Below are 17,739 nucleotides of genomic sequence, written 5' to 3' on the forward strand. Positions count from 1 at the left end.
AGACAGCTGCCTTCCCTGGTCGAAAGAGCTTCCGCCTGATTGTTATCTTCTTAAAACTGAATAACTAAATCATAATTCATCCCCATCTTTATTATAAGGTGGGGATTATTTGACGCTTACGCTTATAACGACGCGGTTCTTCGTGCCAACGAGGAATTGTGTCGTTTTTATATTTTTAATGGGCTTTTTGAGCAGGGAGGAGCCAGGAGGTTTCATATGATGAAGGAGCTTCTGCGGCACAAGCTGTGCCGCGATTAAATCATGTTCAATCTGTAAATCTTTTTATAATACATTTAAATTTTTAATACCATATTGTATAAGTTCACTTTTATTTTTAAGGTCGAGTTTATTCATAATATTGGTCTTATGAGTTTCTACTGTTTTCGGGCTAATGATGAGCCTTTCTGCAATCTGTTTATTTGTATAGCCAAGGACAGACAGGCGTACAATTTCTTTTTCCCGCATGGAAAGGATGGAGAATCTTTTTCCCCTGCTTTGAAAAAGCCTGTTCAACTGTTCATCAGAGAGACCGACTTTATAATATCTTTTACCGCTAATCACCTGTTTAATGGCCTCATGCATATCGCTGCGATCGCTCTTTTTCAAAATAAATCCTTCAGCTTGAAGTTCCGCTGCTTTTTTTATATAAGCTTCTTCGTCGTGCATGGAGAGAAAAATAATTTTTATATCAGGAAACTCTTTTTTTATACGCTCGGCAGTTGTTAAACCATCAAGTCCTTCAGGCATAGAAATATCAAGGAGCATGACATCCGGCTGTTCAATTGCAGCGAGCTGCATGGCTTCTTCTCCATCACTCGCTTCTCCGACCACCTTAAGGTCATCATAAGCTTCCAGCAGCATGACAATGCCACGGCGTATTAAGGAATGGTCATCTACCACTAACACTTTTGTCATTTCCAATCCTCCTCTAAAGGGACGTGAATAGAAACGGATGTGCCGTCACCGGCAGCAGTTTGTAAACGGAAAGTCCCTCCAATTTGATCTACCCGCTCTTCCATATGTTTCATTCCTAACCCTTTATGTTTGTTTTCATCCGGGTTAAAACCAATACCATTATCACGAATATTTAAAAATACGCCCTCACTTGTCTTTTGAAGCTTAACATATACGCTTGATGCTTTTGCATATTTGTTAGTATTATGTAAAGCTTCCTGAATCACTCGATAAAGGTTAATTTCCACGTCTCCGGGAAGACGGGAGGACATATTATGAGAAAAAGTAAATGTCGTCTCCGGATGATTCTTTTTCATCGTTTGAATTAATTCTTCTGCAGCTGCTACCAGCCCTAATCGGTCCAGACTTTTCGGGCGAAGCTGGGAAGAGTAGGCCTTTACATCAGCCATGACTTGATTTAATTCATTCCGGACTTCATGCACATACTGGTGCACCCGATCATCTTCTACAAATGACTCTATAGCCTGCAAGGCTACAGAAATTGAGTATAAAGACTGGCCGACGCCATCATGCAGTTCCTGTGCCAATCGTTGATGTTCAGTTTCTTTTGCCTCAATGAGTTTTTGAATCATCCATTTTGAGAGGCGTATTTCTTCTTCACGCTTTTTTTGCCGTTGATCACGCAAGACAAGCAAATACTCTTTTGAGCCGGAATCAGGATCTTCGTAAATTAAAGCAGTACTCATTTCCACTTCTACTTTTATTCCAAGGTAGGTCGGCATTTGAGATTTAAAATACGGAACTTTTTCTTGTTCTATTAAATAGCAGCGGTTTTCACCAGAAGAAACCTCACGCTCCTGGCAGAATTTGCAGTAAGGTACCTGATCAGTTAAACGCCAGCCTGTTAAATCTCTTGCTGCCGGATTCATCATTAAAATATTGCGTTCATGATCCATGATCAGGACGCCGTCCTGAATGTTTTCAAATATCTGCCTTAAATAACGGTCTTCCAACTGTAAAGATTTCATGAAAACCACCACCTCGTTTATTATTATCCTTACCTTTTATTGTACCGGATAATTGAGGGAAAGAGAAAAATATACCAGCCGCTGCTTACTACAGTAGCAACGGCTGGCTGCTAGCCAAACATATTAATTAGCAGCAGCTTTTAACTGCTTATGGTCTACCCAGGCATTGTAACCGCCTGCCATATTAACAACATCTTTTACACCCTTAGCCTGTAATATACTGCAGGCAATCGCCGATCGAAGACCTGAACCGCATTGAATAAGGACGGTCTTTCCTGCAGGTACTTCATGTATGCGTTCAGGCAGTGTCCCGAGCATAATATGCTGCGCTTCACTTATATGGCCCTCGGTATATTCAGACAAGTTACGTACGTCAAGAAGGTGAACGTCTCCTTTAATAATTTTAGTTTCCGCTGCTTCCGGCTGGATTTCAGGATAGCTTTCTTTTTCCCGGGCTTGAGACAGAGCGGTCTCTGCTTCCATAACTGCTTCCGTGGTATCGATACCGACCGAGTGTAAGGCTGTAAGAATTTCATTCACTGATTGATCTGCGCCGGTCAGAAGAGCGAGGGGGCGGTCATAATCAACGAGCCATCCAGCCCAATTAGGAAATGAGCCGCCAAATGGTATATTTATCGAGCCAGGAATATGCTCCTCCGCAAAAAGTTTATGGTCCCGTGTGTCGATGACTTGGAGCCCTTTTTCAATTTTTGCTTCAATTTGAGAAATATCTTCCAGTTTCTCAGGGGAGGGAAGATTACTTAAAAGTTTCGGCCCTGCTTTGTTTACCTGTTTCATAACAGCAAAGTAGGAAGGAGGCTCAGGCTGGCCATCAATTAAATCGTGAGCAAACTTTTCTTTATCTTTATATTTTAAAGCCCAATTAAAGCGTTTCTCATACCCTGTCGTAGATGAGGGGACAGCGCCCAAGGATTTTCCGCATGCACTTCCTGCTCCATGAGCGGGCCACACTTGCAGGAAATCAGGTAATGATTTAAAACGTTCTAATGAGTGAAACATATCATAGGCGCCAGATAAAGAAGTCCCTTTAATACCAGCTGCTTTCTCAAGCAGGTCAGGACGGCCGATGTCTCCTGCGAAAACAAAATCTCCCGTAAAAATTCCTATAGGTTCATTGGCTTGAGCTCCGCCATCAGTCAGTAAAAAAGAAATGCTTTCTGGCGTATGGCCTGGTGTATGCATCACCTCAAACGATAAATTTCCAATTTGGAAACGATCACCGTCTTTTAAAAGCTGATGAGGGAGTCCATTCACATACTCATATTTCCAATTTTCATCCCCTTCATCTGATATATAAAGCTGGGCATTAAGCCTTTCAGCCATTTCACGGGCCCCTGAAACATAATCAGCATGTATATGTGTTTCTAAAGCGCCTACGATCTTCAAATCTTCTGTTTCCGCTGCTTCCAGATAAGGAGTTATATCCCTTGCAGGATCAACAATAACCGCTTCTCCTTTTGCCTGACAACCCACCATGTATGATGCCTGTGCTAACTTCTTATCGTAAAAATATTTCAATAACATGTTAAAACTCTCCTTAATATAATTTGTTCAGTCAGTGTTAATTATTGAAGGCGCGCCTTTAACAGAAGCCGCTTAAGGAAATTTCTGCTTATTTATTATTCATAACCTGAAGAGTCGCTTTTGCGTACCGCAAGCTCTTTTGAACACTCGGATCTTTCATCCATTTCATTACTGTAAAGATCGAAATATGTTCATCCTTGTTTTGCTCAGCTAAAGCTTGAATGTGGTCGGCTTTTTCCCAAAGCTCTTTGCCTTTTTGGGTTAGAGTGTTCTGGCCGATTGAAGAAGACATATAGGCGAGCGATTCCCGGTCATTCCAGACACTTTCAGCAAAAGTTGCCATCTCTTCAATTCGTTCAACCAGCTTAAGTAATACTGGCATTTTTCCTATTAACTTTACTAATGCTTCTATACTTTCCTGGTCTATCGAAGACAGACTGATCTGGTCCTCCAGATAATCCATTGATTTACGATCTTGAAATGTCTGCTGGCCAAACTGAACAATTTGATCGAGCGATTCTACAGCAGCCTGTATTTCAGGCAGCTTACGCAGCAAATACGTCATAGACTCCTGAACTTCAGGATGTTCCATCGTTTCAGCCCAGCGTGGTTCGTGTCCTTCTGCCTGCCTTGTCATTGCATTCACTCCTTTTTATGGGTAGGGGTCCGGATCCGGTTACATAACACCTTTCAGCATTCCGTTCCAGTAAATGATTGGAAGAAAGTCTTTTTTCAAGTGGTACATACTTTGGCGCTCTTTCGCCTGATTAAAAGGCATCGATTCTTTAGGCATTTTAAAGTAATCAAATTCAGCTAAAATTAAGGATCGGTAGCCGGTAACGATTGGGCAGGAACTGTATCCGTCATAAAACGCTTCCATAGGTGAGCCTTTTAAAAGCGATAATATGTTATTTGCTACCACAGGTGCTTGTTTGCGAATCGCTGCTCCTGTTTTTGAGGTTGGCAGGTTGCTGGCATCACCAAGGCCGAAGACATTCGCATATTTCGCATGCTGAAGTGTGTGTTTGTGCACGTCGACCCAGCCGCCTTCACCAGCTAACGGGCTGTCTGCCAGAAAAGAAGGCGCGCGCATGGGAGGTGTGACGTGTATCATGTCAAAAGATGTTGTAAACGTTTCTCCTGTATCAAGGTTTTCAAAAACAGCTTCTTTCTCTTCCCCACGTACTTCAGTCAGGTTTGTTCTGAAGTTGGTTTTTATTTGTTTCCGGTCAATAACGCCTTCTAAAGCCCGTTTATACTCTTCTACGTCAAAGATCCCCGGGTTAGCAGAGTTAAACGTTACTTCCGTTTGATTTCGAACCCCATGAAGGCTGAATGCTTCCTCTGCTAAATACATTATTTTTTGAGGAGCGCCCCCGCATTTAACAGGAGAATTCGGATGAGTAAAAACAGCTTTTCCTCCTTTGAAATTCCGGATCGTTTCCCATGTGTAATCCACGTGTTCGTAGGAATAGTTGCTGCATACACCATTTTTTCCAAGCGTCTCTTTCAGCCCTTTAATGCCGTCCCAGTTAATTTCAATACCAGGAGCCACAACAAGAAATTCATAACTGATTATTTGCCCTTCCTCTGTTCTTACTTGATTGTTATCCGGGTCAAATGCAATGACAGATTGCTGGATGTGGTGAGTGCCAAATGGAATGACTGATTCCATTTCTCGTTTTGAGAATTCTTTCTTTGCAGCGCCTCCTCCAACGAGTGTCCAAAGCGGCTGATAAAAATGATGCTCAGCCGGATCGATTAAGGCGATATCATGCTTAAAAGCACTTGAATGACGCAATAAACGTGACGCGACACTGATTCCGGCGCTTCCTGCTCCAATAATTAAAATTCTGAAGTGAGATTTCATTGCCCGTTCCTCCTCATGTTTATAATTTCAAAGTGTTTTTACTGTTAACAAAGTGTTAATAATGTTTATAAGGTTATAATAATGTCAATTCTGTGAACATACCATCCGGAAATTCCCTTAGTTTTGTTAACGCTTTCAATTATGGTTTATAAAATCATTCCTAATAAAAACCACTTTTCCTGTCTTATGAGACTGGAGAAGTGGTTTGTTTTAAACCTGTTAACTTGTAACTCAAACTTTTCTTTGTTTTTTATCTTCGATTGAGGTTAAAGCGTGTTCGATCGATATATACTGATAAGGCTGCCTCCATTTTTTATCCCAACCAGCCTTCTTAAATTTATCTTGAACAGCGTCTTTTATGTTTGTAAAAACGACAGGTATTTGATCAGACTGGTATTCTTCGATAATGTCTTCCAAGCTGTGAATAGCAGTTGCATCAATATAATTAACACCTCTGAAATCAAGGATGACCCGCTTCACCCCATTTAAGTTCCCCTTCATTTTAATTAACTTCTCCTCCAAATATGGAGCGTTAGCAAAGTATAAAGAGGAATCGATTCTTACAACGACTGAACCGGGGCTGACTTTCGCTTCAGTCCTTACTTGAATATCTTCATATTCTTTGCTTTTTTCAGAAAAACCTAATTCAGTAATGTAGGGGAAAGCACTTTTGATAATTAAAATTAGTAATGAAAAGGCGATTCCGAGAAGGATTCCTTCTTCAATTCCCAGTACCAAAGTTCCCGTAAAGGTGGTCAGCCAGACCCACCCGTCTATCCGGCTCACTTTAAATAAGTGTTTCAATTCTTTAAAATCAATCAAACTGTAGACCGCAACTAATATAATTGCGGCTAAAACAGGATTAGGCAAAAAATAGAAAAGGTCTGTAAAAAACAACAAAGAAATTAATATTATTCCAGCGCTTATAATACTGGCCAGCGGCGTGTTGGCCCCGGACTGATAGTTAACAGCAGATCGGGAAAAACCTCCTGTAACAGGATAGGCAGAAAAAAATGACCCGCCTATATTCGCTGTGCCCAAAGCAATTAATTCTTTATTAGGAATAATTTTGTATTTTTCTTTTGAGGCGATCATTTTGGCCATGGCAATGGATTCCATAAATCCAATCAGGGAGATAGTCACGGCTATTGGAAGCAGAGTCAGTATTAAATCAAAACTTATATTAGGAATAGAAAATATAGGCAGTCCATCAGGCACATGACCTACAATTTTAACTCCATCTTCGTTTAACCCGAAAACTTTAACAACTACAATCATGAAAAAGACAACAATCAGAGGAGCTGGTATTTTCGGTGAAAGTTTCTTCATGAGGAGGAGAAGCAGAATACTTACAGTTCCTATTAAGAAGCTGGCAGGATGAATGTCCCCTGTTCGCTGTATTGCTTCAATTATTTTCAGGATGATGTTATTTCCTCCATTGAAATCAAATCCGAATAAATGGCCTAATTGACTGACTCCAATAATAATAGCAGCGGCAGAAGTGAAGCCGCTAATGACTGCATGGGAAATAAAGTTCACTATAAATCCCAATTTAAATAATCCCATTAATAATTGAATAATACCAATCATCAGCATGAGCAGGATAACTAAGCTTATGTATTCCTCTGCTCCCGGGTCAGCAACTGTTGAGACGCCTGTTAGGACAAGAAGGGAAACCATAGCTACGGGGCCTACTGATAATTGACGGGAGGTGCCTAACAGCGCGTAAAGAATCAAAGGAATTGTCGAAGCGTATAAACCGACAACAGGAGGGAGCCCGGCAAGCATAGCATAGGCCATGCCTTGAGGAATCAGCATAATAGCAACTATCAGGCCGGCTTGGAAATCTCCTGAAAAATCGCTCCTCTTATAGTTTGACAACCAATCAACTGCAGGTACAAAGCGTTTAATCATCTTTTTATGTCCCCTTTAACAATGAATTCAATACTAATACCGTTGGATTACACCCGGTTGAACAGTCAAACGAGTTTGAACTAATGTGCAATTTTTTAAGTATTTTAGTTTAAAAAGTGAACGCAGGAATTCATTCTTTAAGGGAATGAACAGAAAATCATTACTTTTTATCATAAAAGAGGGCCCAGGAGAAAGACATCAGGAGATCCCCTTATTTTCCCAATGGACTGATTGCATTAGGAACTAATAGCTATCGCCCGGCCGGCGCACTGAAAATAGTGTGCTCTTCTTTATGGCTGCCGCTCATTATTCGTATTGAATAAAAAAAACGCCAGGGAAAAGACTACATGTTAAATACATTTCCAGCGTTTCCAATGCAGTACTAATCAGCAGTTCAATAAGAAGGCTGTATTAAGGGCAACTGTTTACTAAAATCAGAGGTTGATTGTAGCGGAAGGGGCGAGACTCCGGCGGGAAAAACGGATTCATAGGAGACCTCGCAGGGGCTTTGCGCCGAGGAGGCTCCCGAACTGCCCGCGGCCTGTCCTCTGTGAGGAAAAGCGAGCTTTCTGAAACGAAAATCAAAGTATAACAGAGCCATTAAGAAAAAGAACATAAGGAGGTATAAACAGTGGACAACAACGACCAGCCAGGCATGGATAACCAGAAGAATCAGCAATTGGAGCAATACCGGGTGGATCACAGGAATACAAAGTTAACCACGAATCAGGGAGTCAGGGTGACCAATACAGATGATTCCCTAAAAGCGGGAGACAGGGGCCCTACCTTAATGGAAGATTTTCATTTTCGGGAAAAAATGACCCATTTTGACCATGAGCGGATCCCTGAACGTGTCGTTCACGCCAGAGGATTTGGGGCTCATGGAGAATTTGAGGTATATGAGACCATGAAGGAATTTACAAAAGCTAAGTTTTTACAGGAGCCTTCTAAAAAGACACCAGTATTCGTGCGCTTTTCTACGGTAGTAGGCTCCCGGGGTTCTGCGGATACTGTCCGTGATGTACGAGGATTTGCTACTAAGTTTTACACAGAAGAAGGCAATTACGACTTAGTCGCAAACAATATTCCGGTTTTCTTTATCCAGGATGCTATAAAATTTCCTGACGTGGTACATTCTATTAAGCCGGAGCCCCATAATGAGATCCCTCAGGCCTCGGCTGCCCACGATACGTTCTGGGATTTTGTCGTTAGTAATACAGAAACCGCCCATATGATCATGTGGCTTCTTTCAGACAGAGGAATTCCAAGAAGCTACCGGATGATGGAAGGCTTCGGAGTCAACACGTTCAGGTTTGTCAATGAAGAAGGAAAAGCGCGATTTGTCAAGTTCCACTGGAAACCCAAGTTAGGGGTACATTCCCTTGTATGGGATGAAGCCCAGAAACTTGCTGGAAAAGACCCGGATTACCATCGCCGGGATTTATGGGAAGCGATCAATATGGGTAATTTCCCTGAGTATGAACTTGGCGTGCAAATGATCGATGAAGAAGATGAATTTAAATTTGATTTTGATATTCTGGATCCAACTAAATTCTGGCCTGAAGAGATCAGTCCCGTAAGGCTGATTGGTAAAATGACTCTAAACAGAAATCAGGATAATTTCTTTGCTGAGACCGAACAAGTCGCATTTCATGCGGGACACGTGGTTCCGGGAATTGATTTCAGTAATGATCCTTTGCTGCAGGGCCGTCTCTTCTCTTATACTGATACTCAGCTTCTCAGACTGAGCGGGCCTAACTTTCATGAAATTCCAATTAACCGTCCAATTGCACCGGTAAATAATAATCAGCGGGACGGCTTCCACCGGAGAAGTATTGATCGGGGTGAAGTGAGTTATTCACCTAACTCTTTAAGAAATAACTCACCAATACCTGCTTCGGATGAAGACAACGGATTTACCCACTATGCTGAAAAGGTGGAGGGGCAAAAAGTCCGTAAACGAAGCGGCAGTTTCGCAGATCATTTCCGTCAGGCGACACTTTTCTGGAATAGCATGTCCGAGGCTGAAAAGCAGCATATTATTAAAGCATTCCATTTTGAAGTGGGGAGCGTACGGGACAAGCAGATTAAACAGCGCGTGGTTGATATGTTTAACAATGTGGATGGTTATCTTGCAAGGCAAATTGCTGAAGGGATCGGTGTTAACCCGCCTGAAAGCCCGGGAGGCACAGGAGTGACGGCTTCTTCACCGGCAGTGAGCCAGGAAAAAACAGTCAAAAGTGCCCAAACGCGTAAAGTGGCTATTCTGATTGAAGAAGGTTTTAACTATAACCATGTGACAGAGGTGATGACTGCTTTAGCAGGTGCGGGAGTGACAGCGGAATTAATCAGTGAGAAACAGGGAATGATGACGGGTGAACATGGCCAGCAGCTTGAAGTTACTAAAAGTTATGCAACTACCGCAGCCATTATGTACGATGCTCTCTTTATCCCTGGAGGAAGAATGTCAACGGATAAATTAAAAGGGCTTAAAGATCCAAAAGAATTTGTAAGTGACACATTTTTCCACGCCAAAACGATAGGAGCTGTGAATGAAGGCGTTGAATTATTAACCGCTTCAAACATTCAACAGCCGATGTTGGCAGATGCTCCTCAAGATGGAACAGTTCACTCAGACCTTGGGGTCGTAAAAGTGGTCAATGCGCCTGATTTAAATGCTTTTAACCAGGAATTCACGAACGCTATTGCGCAGCACCGTCACTGGATGAGGGAAAAACAGGACACTAAAATCAGCGGCTGAGACACCTTTGCTTCTTATAATGCACGTAATGTTATGAACTGCATCCAGTTTGAAGGACTGGACATGCAGTTCATTTCTTTAACTGGATCGTTTAATTAAGGTTAAGAAGTTCTTTTGATTGCCCCCATTAAGTGGTATCCTAGGAGGAAATGCAATAAATGGGAGGAGGGACTAAGATGAAGCAATTATTAATTGGAACAGTTTTGACTATGTCTGTTGTTTTTCTTTTGGCAGCATGCGGAACAAATGAAGAGTCAGGAGATTATAACCCTGGAGATTATGATATGACTCTGTTAAATACAGACTTTGAAGAAACAGAGGTGCTCCAGGAAGGTGAGAAAGCCCTTTACCTTTACTTTACAGGTGTCGACTGAGGACTCTGTATATCTCAGCTAGTTGAGCTGAACCCGTATATAGAAGAGATCGAAGCCATGGGCTACAGTGTTTACGGAGTTAGTCCAAGTGACCCCCAGGGCCACAGGATGGTCGTGGAAGGCGAAGGACTTGACTTCGATATTTTAACAGATGAGCAATTTGAATTTGGAACAGAATTTGGTTTTATAGATATGGACAGCCAGGCGATTTACCGCGGCTACACGGCAGTAAACCCGGAAACAAACAGTGCCGTTACAGAATCAGATTATCTTGTTGGAGAAAACAGGGATGAAATAATGGAAACACTGGAAGATCTGTAGATAAGAAAGCCGTCCTGCCGTATTTTTACGGTTTAAGGACGGCTTTTATTATCGGAAAAAAACATAATCTGGAGGAATAGAAAAAGGGGACTTTCTTTTATACAGCCCCGTCTTCATAAATAGGAAAGGAGCGGCAAGCGTAATCCATATACCAATCACCCCGTAACGGATGAAATCAAATAAAACAGTATCGGGAAAGTAAGCTTTTAACCCTGACTGTAAGGTGAAGGTCACTGTTATGCCCAGTATAAAGGCGGCAATTCTGCGCCATACCCTGTCATCAATTTGCATATTGACAGCTCTTTCCTGAATGAAATAGCCGATTCCTGCTCCCAATAAGATACCTGCATATTTCATTCCTTCTTCTTCAGGGAAGATAATTACCAGAAGGAACGGAAGGACCAGCCCTAAAATCCACTTAAGGTAACCGGGCAAGTAAATGATTCTTTTTTGGACAAAAATTCCTGCTGATACAACAAGCCCCCCAAGAATAAGACCTGCGACAATGTCTGACGGCCAGTGAAGTCCGCTGTAAAGTCTTGAAAGTGAAATGGATAAGATCAGAAAGAGTGCGGCGGCTGTAAACCATTTGCGGCGAACCACTGCTGCTAAATAACCCCATAGTGTTGCGGACCCTTGGGCATGTCCGCTCGGGAAAGAATCATAAGGATAATGGCTTCCTACTTCAGCAGACGATATAAAAATAGAATTGACTCCCTCTGTGCCAATGGGCCTTTCAACAGCTACAGTTATCTTCAAAAATGAATTAATATAGACCGATAAAAGGAAAATATAAAACAGCCGAAAACCGGTTTTTGCGGAAAAACACCAGTAGATTAACGGTATAATAAGAAAATAAAATTCTTCATTTCCTAAAAAAGTGAACAGTGAAGCGAGTAAATCTAATACAGGGTGCTGAAGTTTCGTAAATTCAATAAGTATGTGCGTTTCGGTCATCTATCGGACTCCTCCCATTTAAAACATCTTTTACCAATTCGACATTATTTAAATATATCCTTTTTTAAAAAAAGCCATTTAAGCGGGGAGCTGTTTATTAACAGGTTTGAAAGGGAAAAGGATAAAAAATGCCAAAAGGGAAAGGGTTGTTCACAATGACTCAAAAAATCCTAGCTTATTTCAAATCTGAAGATGGAGCGGAAAAAGCAGCTGCACGTTTAAGAAAAGTGAATGTATCTAATGTTTTAGTGGATAAAATACCGGATGAGGGCAGTTCAGGCAGGCTGGTTCTTTTACCGGCGCTTAATTCAGGAAATTCTGGTTACGCTGCGCCAGGAAATCCGGCAGCAGTCGGCGGTGGAGTAGATAAACTGAAGGAAATGATTACCAGCGATAAAAAAAAAGACTTTAGCCACGTTCTTGAGTTCGAAGTCGATAAAAACAATGTAGATGAAGCAATGAACGAGTTAAGACAAACAGAAGAAGCATATATTGATGAAAATGTTGTGGACGGGAACAGTGAAGATTAACCGGATATTAAAAAGCTCTTTGCTCTAAGCAGAGGGCTTTTTTATACGGAGAAAGGGAGAAGAGTGGGAAAGGGGAGAGTTCCGGCAGGCGGCGGGATTTGTCGAAAAATGTTATATGGTAGAGTGGTGATTTTATACGGTAGAGTACCGCAATTATACGGTAGAGTAATGATTTTATACGGTAGAGTTCCTCATTTATCCGGTAGAGTAGTGGTTTTATACGGTAGAATCTCACACTTATACGGCAGAAGATAAAATTTATAAGGCAGAAACCTCGATGACCTGAATAAAATGGACCGCCCTGTTCTTGGGGCGGTCCGCTTGCAGTCGTAAAATTATTGATTAAATTGAGGAAGATTCTCTTTATGTGCTTCAAGCATCTCATCTAAAATCTGCCTGGCGATAATATCAGAAGGTACGAGAGGATTAATCGTCATAGCAAGCAGGGCAGTTTGGTAGTTTCCTGTGACCGCTGCTTCGGCTGCCACCCGTTCAAAGGATTTAATCTGCTGGACAAGTCCACGTACAGGGACAGGCAGGTCACCCACTGCAACAGGTTTGGGACCGCTTTTAGTAATCATACAATTGACTTCCACCGCAGAGTCGTCCGGAATACTTGCTATAGCTCCCCTGTTAAGTGTATTAACAGGCTGAACATCGCCCCGGTCGTTGTGAATCGATTCGATCAGATTGCAGGCTGCGTCACTGTAATAGGCTCCTCCGCGTTTTTCGAGCTGTTCAGGTTTCTTGTTCAGATTTACGTCCTTATAAAGCTCAAACAATTCCCTCTCGAGTTTCTGCACCACTTCTGCCCGTGTTCCTTTTTCTTCGGCATCTTTTTTCTCTTCGGCGAGCATGTCCGACGTTTTATAATAGTATCTGTGGTAAGGGCAAGGGAGCAGCTTTAAAGCTTTCAGGAAGTCCGGTTCCCATCCTAAATCCACAATATTTTTCATAGTCATAGAAGACCCTTCGGAAGTTATTTTTTCAATGACTTCTTCAGTGATGCATTCTCCGTCCAAGTAAATATCCAGTCCGAAAACCATATGATTCAGCCCCGCAAAATCGACGTGAACGCGTTCGGGTTTTACATCAAGGGCTTTAGCGACTCCCATTTTCATCCCTACAGGTACATTGCACAGGCCGACGACCTTCCTCCAGTTTGAATGGCGGTAAATCGCTTCTGTAACCATACCAGCGGGATTAGTAAAGTTGATCAGCCAGGCTTCGGGGCATAACCTCTCCATATCGGCTATAATATCCAGAATAACAGGGATTGTGCGCAGTCCTTTGAAAAGGCCGCCGGGACCGTTTGTTTCCTGTCCAATCACATCGTATTTTAATGGAATTCTTTCGTCTTTCGCACGGGCATCAAGTAACCCGACGCGAAACTGGGTCGTAACGTAGTCAGCATCTTTTAAAGCTTCTTCCCGGTCCAGAGTCAAATGAATTTCCATAGGGACCCCAGCTTCTTTTACCATGCGTTTCGCAAGGTTTCCTACAATGTTTAATTTTTCCTTTCCGGCTGGAATATCCACGAGCCAGAGTTCCCTGACTGGAAGGGTATCATACCGTTTAATAAATCCTTCAATCAGTTCAGGGGTGTAGCTCGATCCTCCGCCAATTGTGGCAATTTTTAATCCTTGCTTTTCTGTCATAAATAACACTCCTTATATTTTTCTTTTGGATTAATGATTTTGTATAATAGGTTGGTAAAGAATTTTATAAAGATTTTTCAAAGCCGTCGATAACCTTGAACTTTTCCCTTTTTACTAACAGGGGAGAGGCCCAGGCGTTTTGCGGGTTCCAAAGGCAGTTACCCTGAAGCGGCCCACATTCGTCTAAACCCGTCTTCCCGGTGATTATTGGACTGTCATTACCATAATCAATAAAATTTAAAGCTTGTTAAAAAGGAAGATGCCTATGTTTACAGCTGAGCAGCTGTCACGTTTCTCAGAATTAGATTCACGATTATATCAGTACATACTTTCTCATGGTGAAAAAGTGATCTATATGCGAATAAGGGAACTTGCTGAAGCAACCCATGTTTCTCCTACTTCTATTTTGCGCTTTTGCAATAAACTTGATTGTGAAGGATATTCAGAATTCAAAACGAAACTTAAACTTTATCTGCAGGAGTCCGGTAAAGCTCCGCTTAACGAGTCGTATGAAACGATGAATGAATTTCTGGAGAGGACGTTGAAAACAGATTACCAGTCTCAAATTAATGAGATTGCTGAAAAGGTAGCTGAGGCCGAGCATGTAGTGTTTCTCGGTACTGGAAGCTCAGGTATTCTGGCGGAATATGGCGCACGGTATTTCTCGAGCCTGAATAAATTTTCTTCCGCTATAAATGATCCTTTCTTTCCGATTCACGGAAAACAAATCAAAGACAGTATAGCGATCGTCCTCTCGGTTTCCGGTGAGACCCCTCATATCATTTCCCAGATGCATAATCTGAAAGAAGAGGGAGCGGCCATCGTAAGTATTACTAATACAAAGACGTGTACCGCTGCCCAGATCGCCGATTATTCCTTAGCCTACTATATCAGCACAGAGTTTAACGATACGGCTAATATAACGACACAGCTTCCAGTGCTTTATTTAATTGAAACACTCGGCAGAGTCACTTTTGAAAAAGTGAAGGATTAAAGGTTATCCGCTTCCGTATTTTTCAATATGAAAGGCCAATGCCCCTATCATGCCGGCATTGTTCTTAAAATGGCATGTCTCTATTTCGATATTAAAGACCTGATCAATATATGAAAGGTGGTGTTTCACTTCTTTCAGGAAAGTCGGCCGGGAGGTGATTCCCCCTCCGATCAGCACTTTTTGCGGGTCTAAAACTGAGGCAACATTATATATACCAATAGCTAAGTTTTGATAAAAACTGGAAACTATCTGTTCGGCTGCAGGGTCTCCTGCATCATAAGACTGGAAAACCATTTCCCCTGTCACTTTACTGGCAGGGAGTGAATGGTAGTTTGCGTATTTTTTCCGAAGGCTGTACAACGAGGCAGCTTGGTGCAGGCTGCCTTTAAGAGGGGTGGTCATTTGGATCCCGTGAGTGATCATATATCCAAATTCTCCGCCGCGGAAGGCATTCCCCCTGTACAACTGATTGTTTAAAATAAGTGCCCCTCCAATCCCGGTGCCTACAGTTAAACAAATAAAGTCTGAAAGGTTCTGCCCATTACCCAGCCATTTCTCGGCCAGGGCTACACAGTTAACATCGTTTTCTATGGAGACCGGTAAACTAAACTCCTCATTCAGAGCGCTTGCCAAATTGAACTTGTCAAAGGCAACGATGGCGCCGCCTTTTTCAATAAAACCTGATTCAGGATTTATAAATCCGGGCATGCTGATGGCGACACCGCAGATCTCCTGATAGTTATCAGAAATGATTTCTTTAATGCCTGCCAAAATAGTTGCCCCGTCTGCTTTGGAAGGGAAACTGTCTTTTTTTATGATCCCTCCTTCAGAAGTTAAAATTCCCCATTTAACATCTGTACCTCCTATATCAAGTGACAGATAGTGTTGTAATCTCATAGTCGTCCCCCGCCCAAATTTATAATTTAAGTATTCCTTGTTATTGGTCTGCAGTAAATAGATATAGTTTAAAAAGGAATAAAGTCAGTTAAAAAGAAACGTGTTCCTTAAGAGGAACACAGTGTTTTACTGATTAGTTTTCAGGAAATTGACTGTGGATCTGAGCAGAATTTCTGTCCCCACTGCCATCATATCTTCGTCAATATCAAATTTAGGGTGGTGGTGGCCGTATGTTTTGCCCGTCTCACCTATTCCAAGGAAGAAATAAGCGGCTGGAATTTCGTTGGAATAATAGGCAAAATCTTCACCGCCGAGGCTTTGCTGGGCCTGAACTATTTTTTCGGATGGTAAAACGTCTTCAGCCTGTTTTTTTACAAAACTGATGAGTGACTCATCGTTAATAAGCGGCGGTTCGCCGATGTCGTAACTGAAATCATATGACGCGCCGAAAGAAGTGCAAACACCTTCCATGATCTGCTTTATATTCTTTTGAAATAGCTTTTGTACTTCATGGTTGAAGTAGCGGACCGTTCCTGAGAAATATGCTTTGTCCGGGATAATGTTATAAGCAGACCCCATTTTTAATTCTCCAATGCTCAATACGGCGGGATAATAAGGTGCGACCTGCCTGCTTACAATGTGGTATAACTGCTGAATGGCATGAGTAGAAATAAGGACAGGGTCGACAGTTAAATGCGGCATAGAGCCGTGTCCGCCCTTGCCCTGGACAGAGATTGAGAATCTGTCAGCGCCTGCCATAACCGGGCCTCCCAGAAAACCTGTTTTATCCTTAGGGAGCGGCTCCCACAGGTGGCAGCCCAGAATGGCGGATACCCCGTCCAACACTCCCGCTTTTACCAATTCTTCCGCACCGCCAGGAACAGTTTCTTCTGCATGCTGAAATATAAATCTGACTGTTCCGTTGACCATTTCCGGATGACGAGATAAATGTTTGGCCACCCCCAGCACAATAGCCATGTGGCCATCATGTCCGCAGGCATGCATAACACCCGGAATTTCAGATGCAAAAGGAAGTCCTGTTTCTTCCTCAACTTCAAGCGCATCCATATCAGCCCTGACTGCAATGACAGGTCCAGTACTGCTTCCTTTAAGATCAGCGACTACATCTTTGCCTGTATAAGAAACCGGTCTAAGGTTCATTTGCTCTAATTGCTCTCTAATATATTGACGGGTTTTAACTTCACAGTGGGATAATTCGGGGTATTGGTGCAGATATCTCCGCTGCTTGATAATCCACTCTTTTAATTCAGAAGGTAATTCATAATTACTGGCCACAAAGCATCCCTCACTCTCACTATCGTTACTTGTATCCTATCATAATAAGGATCAAGAGAGTGAACGGCAGATTAAAAGGACAAGCCTCTGAGCAAGCGTCCACCTGACGCCCTGAAATCACTACCTTTATTCTTAGTTCCTCTTCTGTGTCTGTAAAAGCGAAAGAGGCTGAGACAAAACTAAAGACAAGTTTGTAAAGGACGAACAATAATTTTTATCAGACATCTTATAAGGTGGGTTACTATTGGTTTTACCAATTATAAATAGCCTCTGCTTTTTGATAGAAGGACAGAAGGCGGCGACGCCACAGGGGTTAAGCGCAGTCTGAAGATCCAATTCAACGAAGCTCCATGCTGAGTTGAATTTAACTGAAGACAAGCCCCTGGGCAAGCGTCCGCCTGGCGGCCTGAAATCACTGCCTTATTCTTAGTTCCTCTTCTTTTTCAGTAAAAACGAAAAGAGGCTGGGACATAACGGTCTCTGAAAAGTAAAAAAAGCTTCCGATTATCATAAATGATGGTCGGAAGCTTTTTGTTTGATTATAAAAATGTTTAGGGCCCTTTCTTGCGGTGTACTTCCTTAAGTTCACCGCCATAAGTGCGAACCCTATTTCATTATTAACCTTGTCTTTGCCTCTCACTGACATTCTCGTGAAATGCAAATTAGCCTTCAGAAATCC

The 17,739-nt window shown here is 42.2% G+C and carries 15 protein-coding genes and 1 pseudogene; 5 read left to right on the plus strand and 11 right to left on the minus strand.

Translation table 11 applies throughout. The annotated features are described in order from the left end of the window. Positions 1 to 282 precede the first annotated feature (282 nt). The 6 genes from K8O68_RS11240 to K8O68_RS11265 all read right to left on the minus strand — a co-directional run bounded on the left by K8O68_RS11240 (position 283) and on the right by K8O68_RS11265 (position 7,272). Positions 283 to 915 carry a response regulator gene (locus K8O68_RS11240; RefSeq protein WP_230896986.1) on the minus strand — a complete coding sequence of 211 codons (633 nt, stop codon included), beginning with the start codon at positions 913 to 915 and terminating at the stop codon, positions 283 to 285. Next, positions 912 to 1,943 carry an ATP-binding protein gene (locus K8O68_RS11245; RefSeq protein WP_230896987.1) on the minus strand — a complete coding sequence of 344 codons (1,032 nt, stop codon included), beginning with the start codon at positions 1,941 to 1,943 and terminating at the stop codon, positions 912 to 914. Before K8O68_RS11245 ends, K8O68_RS11240 begins: the two co-directional genes overlap by 4 nt. Positions 1,944 to 2,066: 123 nt before the next feature. Continuing rightward, complete coding sequence (locus K8O68_RS11250) at positions 2,067 to 3,488, minus strand: MBL fold metallo-hydrolase (RefSeq protein ID WP_230896988.1); 1,422 nt, start codon at positions 3,486 to 3,488, stop codon at positions 2,067 to 2,069. 88 nt (positions 3,489 to 3,576) lie between these two features. After that, the gene (locus K8O68_RS11255; protein ID WP_230896989.1) at positions 3,577 to 4,125 is read right to left on the minus strand and encodes a hypothetical protein; all 549 of its coding nucleotides are present in this window, start codon (positions 4,123 to 4,125) and stop codon (positions 3,577 to 3,579) included. 39 nt (positions 4,126 to 4,164) lie between these two features. After that, positions 4,165 to 5,358, minus strand: coding sequence for an FAD/NAD(P)-binding oxidoreductase (locus K8O68_RS11260; RefSeq protein WP_230896990.1), 1,194 nt, complete (start codon positions 5,356 to 5,358; stop codon positions 4,165 to 4,167). A 231-nt stretch (positions 5,359 to 5,589) separates the two neighbouring features. Further along, positions 5,590 to 7,272 carry a SulP family inorganic anion transporter gene (locus K8O68_RS11265; protein ID WP_230896991.1) on the minus strand — a complete coding sequence of 561 codons (1,683 nt, stop codon included), beginning with the start codon at positions 7,270 to 7,272 and terminating at the stop codon, positions 5,590 to 5,592. A gap of 655 nt (positions 7,273 to 7,927) precedes the next feature. Here K8O68_RS11265 and K8O68_RS11270 point away from each other — a divergent pair. The 3 genes from K8O68_RS11270 (at position 7,928) to K8O68_RS11280 (ending at position 10,728) form a co-directional block, all read left to right on the plus strand. After that, positions 7,928 to 10,033: a catalase gene (locus K8O68_RS11270; protein ID WP_230897000.1), complete on the plus strand. Its 2,106-nt coding sequence runs from the start codon at positions 7,928 to 7,930 to the stop codon at positions 10,031 to 10,033. A gap of 176 nt (positions 10,034 to 10,209) precedes the next feature. Then, complete coding sequence (locus tag K8O68_RS11275; RefSeq protein WP_230896992.1) at positions 10,210 to 10,407, plus strand: hypothetical protein; 198 nt, start codon at positions 10,210 to 10,212, stop codon at positions 10,405 to 10,407. Between the two features lie 9 nt (positions 10,408 to 10,416). Continuing rightward, positions 10,417 to 10,728: a peroxiredoxin family protein gene (locus K8O68_RS11280; RefSeq protein WP_370640521.1), complete on the plus strand. Its 312-nt coding sequence runs from the start codon at positions 10,417 to 10,419 to the stop codon at positions 10,726 to 10,728. Between the two features lie 48 nt (positions 10,729 to 10,776). On the opposite strand, the gene K8O68_RS11285 is transcribed toward K8O68_RS11280, so the two are convergent. Further along, a complete protein-coding gene (locus K8O68_RS11285) occupies positions 10,777 to 11,685 on the minus strand; it encodes a phosphatase PAP2 family protein (RefSeq protein ID WP_230896994.1) in 909 nt (302 codons plus the stop codon). Between the two features lie 155 nt (positions 11,686 to 11,840). Here K8O68_RS11285 and K8O68_RS11290 point away from each other — a divergent pair, with 155 nt between their 5' ends. Next, complete coding sequence (locus K8O68_RS11290; protein WP_230896995.1) at positions 11,841 to 12,215, plus strand: hypothetical protein; 375 nt, start codon at positions 11,841 to 11,843, stop codon at positions 12,213 to 12,215. Positions 12,216 to 12,550: 335 nt separating this feature from the next. Here the strand turns inward: K8O68_RS11290 and K8O68_RS11295 are convergent, their stop codons facing one another. Next, positions 12,551 to 13,873, minus strand: a complete 1,323-nt coding sequence (locus K8O68_RS11295) for a 6-phospho-beta-glucosidase (protein WP_230896996.1) — start codon at positions 13,871 to 13,873, stop codon at positions 12,551 to 12,553. 265 nt (positions 13,874 to 14,138) lie between these two features. On the opposite strand from K8O68_RS11295, the gene K8O68_RS11300 reads away from it, so the two are divergent. Beyond that, on the plus strand, positions 14,139 to 14,867 hold the full coding sequence (locus tag K8O68_RS11300; RefSeq protein WP_230896997.1) for a MurR/RpiR family transcriptional regulator: 729 nt from the start codon (positions 14,139 to 14,141) through the stop codon (positions 14,865 to 14,867). Between the two features lie 3 nt (positions 14,868 to 14,870). Here the strand turns inward: K8O68_RS11300 and K8O68_RS11305 are convergent, their stop codons facing one another. From K8O68_RS11305 to K8O68_RS11315, 3 genes and pseudogenes are all read right to left on the minus strand, one after another. Beyond that, complete coding sequence (locus K8O68_RS11305) at positions 14,871 to 15,764, minus strand: ROK family protein (RefSeq protein ID WP_230896998.1); 894 nt, start codon at positions 15,762 to 15,764, stop codon at positions 14,871 to 14,873. A 126-nt stretch (positions 15,765 to 15,890) separates the two neighbouring features. Beyond that, a complete protein-coding gene (locus tag K8O68_RS11310; protein ID WP_230896999.1) occupies positions 15,891 to 17,060 on the minus strand; it encodes a M20 metallopeptidase family protein in 1,170 nt (389 codons plus the stop codon). 412 nt (positions 17,061 to 17,472) lie between these two features. Beyond that, a pseudogene (locus K8O68_RS11315) lies at positions 17,473 to 17,739 on the minus strand (hypothetical protein); the annotation flags it as partial.

The sequence above is a fragment of the Salipaludibacillus sp. CUR1 genome, assembly GCF_021028955.1.
GTDB lineage: Bacteria > Bacillota > Bacilli > Bacillales > Salisediminibacteriaceae > Salipaludibacillus.